This is a genomic window from Candidatus Hydrogenedentota bacterium (assembly GCA_012523015.1).
GTDB lineage: Bacteria > Hydrogenedentota > Hydrogenedentia > Hydrogenedentales > CAITNO01 > JAAYBJ01.
In genome coordinates this window covers 1-3,357 of the sequence record JAAYJI010000029.1, presented here as the reverse complement: position 1 = coordinate 3,357, position 3,357 = coordinate 1, and the positions used below count along the sequence as shown (strand labels likewise).

At 49.8% G+C, this 3,357-nt stretch carries 3 protein-coding genes; all 3 read left to right on the top strand.

The annotated features are described in order from the left end of the window. Nucleotides 1-622 (top strand): DUF5011 domain-containing protein (locus tag GX117_01310; protein ID NLO31982.1); only part of this gene is annotated, 622 nt, incomplete at its 5' end. Nucleotides 623-737: 115 nt separating this feature from the next. Further along, nucleotides 738-2,291 carry a sulfatase gene (locus GX117_01305; GenBank protein NLO31981.1) on the top strand — a complete coding sequence of 518 codons (1,554 nt, stop codon included), beginning with the start codon at nt 738-740 and terminating at the stop codon, nt 2,289-2,291. A gap of 59 nt (nt 2,292-2,350) precedes the next feature. Next, a partial coding sequence (locus tag GX117_01300) for a hypothetical protein (protein ID NLO31980.1) occupies nt 2,351-3,357 on the top strand: 1,007 nt, incomplete at its 3' end.

Below are 3,357 nucleotides of genomic sequence, written 5' to 3'. Positions count from 1 at the left end.
CATCACGCTTTTGGGTGAAGAATCGCTTACCGTTGAATGCGGCGAGGACTATAGCGACGCCGGAGCAACTGACTTTGACGTCTGCGACGGCGATTTGGAAGTGACCATAGACAATTCTGTAGACACCTCCGTCCCCGGTAGCTATACAGTATCTTATACCGTGAGCGACAGCTCCGGTAATGTTGCCGATGAAGTGATGCGAACGGTAATGGTGAACATTTGTCCTGAAGGCGAAGGTGAAGGTGAAGAGCCCGCCGAAGGTGAAGATATCGTCGAAGGTGAAGGTATCGTCGAAGGTGAAGGTGAAGAAATAGTCGAAGGCGAAGAGCCGACTGAGGGCGAGGACCCCGTCGAAGGCGAAGAAGTTGTCGAAGGTGAAGATCCCGTCGAAGGCGAGGCCCCCGTTGAAGGCGAAGAAGTTGTCGAAGGTGAAGACCCCGTCGAAGGCGAAGCACAGCCGGAAGGTGAAGAGGAAACGGAAGATGATGCCGGATGTTGCCGCAATGACACGGAAAGCAAGACTATCACCAATAACCTGCGAAAATATTTTGCGGACTGGCTATTAATCGGTGTGAGTATGTCTGTCCTCTTAATGATGAGTTCCATGAAAAGAAGGGCGTAATAAACAAACTTTTTCTACTGCGTATAAAAAATGACTTGTCCTTTCGCTTGTGGCTGTTGCCAAAGGACAGGTATAATGCAATCTTCAGATAATAATGCGGCAGAGAGGAGTAGCTATGTTTACGCGCAGGTCTTTCATGAAATATAGCGGTGCAGCGGCGGCGGCTGTTGCACTGGGCGAGTGGTCACAGCGCTGTGATGCCTCAGAAAAACCCAATATTATATGGATTTGCAGTGACGATCACGCACAAAATGCCATTAGTGCCTATGGCCGTCGATTTACCGAGGTATCTCCCACACCGAACATCGATCGTATTGCAAAAGAGGGCGCTATTTTTCGGAATAGTTTCGTAACCAATTCCATCTGCGGCCCATCGCGCGCGGTAGTACTTACCGGACTGCATAGTCACCTCAACGGTTTCCTCGACAATTCCAGTCGTTTTGACGGCTCACAGGAGACCTTCCCCAAACTCCTACGGGCAGGGGGCTATCAAACCGCATTGTTTGGGAAATGGCATCTCCACACAGATCCCCAAGGCTTTGATTCCTGGGCAGTGCTTCCGGGACAGGGTGATTATTATAACCCCGATTTTCTTTTGCCCGAGGGCAAAGAAAAAATTGAAGGCTATGTGACGGATATTGTCACGGACAAAGCCTTGCGCTGGCTGGAGGTCGACAGGAACCAGGATCAGCCCTTTATGATGATGATCCAGCATAATGCCCCACATCGGCCGTGGATGGCAGGCCCGGATCATCTCAGCACCTATGAAGATGTCACCTTCCCGGAACCGGATACCCTTTTCGACGACTACGCCACACGCGGTACCGCTGCCCATGATCAGGACATGACCATTGAAAAAACCATGCGCCGCGGTTCTGATCTAAAATTATTGCGTGAAGACGATCGCGGCAGTAACGAATGGGAAGAGATTTACGGTCGCATGACGCCGCAGCAACAGGCTGCTTGGGATGCCGTATACAAGAAGCGTGTTGAAGAGTACGAGGCTTTAAATCCTCAAGGCAAAGATGCGGTACGTTTCAAATATCAATGCTATATTAGGGATTATATGCGCTGCATTGCTTCCATTGATGATAATGTGGGGCGTGTCCTTGATTATTTGGATGCGAGCGGATTAGCCGATAATACGGTGATCTTTTATACCTCCGATCAAAGTTTTTATCTGGGTGAGCATGGCTGGTTTGATAAGCGTTTTATTTATGAAGAATCGCTGCGCACGCCCCTTTTGGTGCGTTGGCCCAAAGCGATCACGCCCGGTACTGAGATTATGCCGTTGGTGCAAAACCTCGATATGGCGGAAACCATGCTCGACATTGCAGGATTGCCGATTCCCGAATCAATGCAAGGACTCAGTGTGTTGCCTTTGATGCGCGGCGAAAAAACGGATCGCTGGCGCAACGCCATTTATTACCATTATTATGAAGGGGAGACGAAGGTGCATCACGTATACAAGCATTATGGCATTCGTACGGACCGCTATAAGCTAGCCTATTTTTATACCTTGGATGAGTGGGAATTTTACGATTTACTGAAAGACCCCAAGGAATTACGCAATGCCTATGACAATCCCGATTATGCGGATGAAATTAACGCTTTAAAACAGGAATTGACTCGGTTGCGCGACGTCTATCTCGTGCCCGAAGACTTATAAAAGCTGCGGCCCCTTTGCATTTGTGACCAAAACATTCAAATGAAAAGGAATCTATAATCATGTCACCCAAGTCTTTGAATCGACGTAACTTTTTGGGAGTACTTGCCACCGGCCTGTGCGCAGCACCTTGGCTGAGAGCGGAAGTGTCAAGCGCTCGTGTCGCTACCTTCGTCTGTGATATTACACCGCCCTTGGGTACACCTATTTATTCTTCTTTAAAACCTTTGACCGTTGTGGAACATCCGCTTCTTGCCAAAGGAATCATCATTGAAGATGACGGCGGCAGATCGGTTCTGTGTGCCCTCGATTATTGTATCTTGTGTAATAGTGTCCACGACTTGTACAGGCAGCGCATTGCCGAGGCTGCAGGCACTTCTATCGACCAGGTTGCCGTTCAAACAGTACATCAGCATACAGCGCCTGTTGTGGATTGCGATGCGACACGACTCCTTGAACAAGAAATGGATATATCCCACTTCCCGTCCATCGCCTCTTTCGAAGACCCTGCCTCAGACATCGCTGCCGCCGTGCGCGAAGCGCTGAATCAGCTGCAGCCCTTTGATCGGATCGGGATGAGCCAAGCCCGTGTCCATCAAGTTGCCTCCAATAGACGGGTTCCCATTGGCGAGGGTAAGGTCGGTTTTCGCGCCAGCTCGTGTAAGGATCCCGATTTTATTGCGAAACCCGAAGGACTGATCGATCCTTTCCTGAAAACTGTGACTTTTTCCAAGGGCGATAAAGCCTTGGCGCAACTCCATTATTACGCTACTCATCCCCAGAGTTTCTATGGTGATTCTCGGGCAAGCTATGACTTCGTTGGCATGGCACGGGAACATCTTCAACAGGAAGAGCAGGTCTTTCAGCTGTATTTTACCGGATGTTCCGGCGATGTAGCCGCGGGAAAATATAACGATGCATCTCCGGAAGCGCGTGAAGGTCTCTATGAACGACTCTATGCAGCCATGAAAGAATCTGTTGCCGCCGTCGCCTATGAACCGGCGCAAAAGGCGCTTTGGCGCTCCACGCAACTGAGCTTCAAGCTGCGCAATGATGAACGGTACAATAT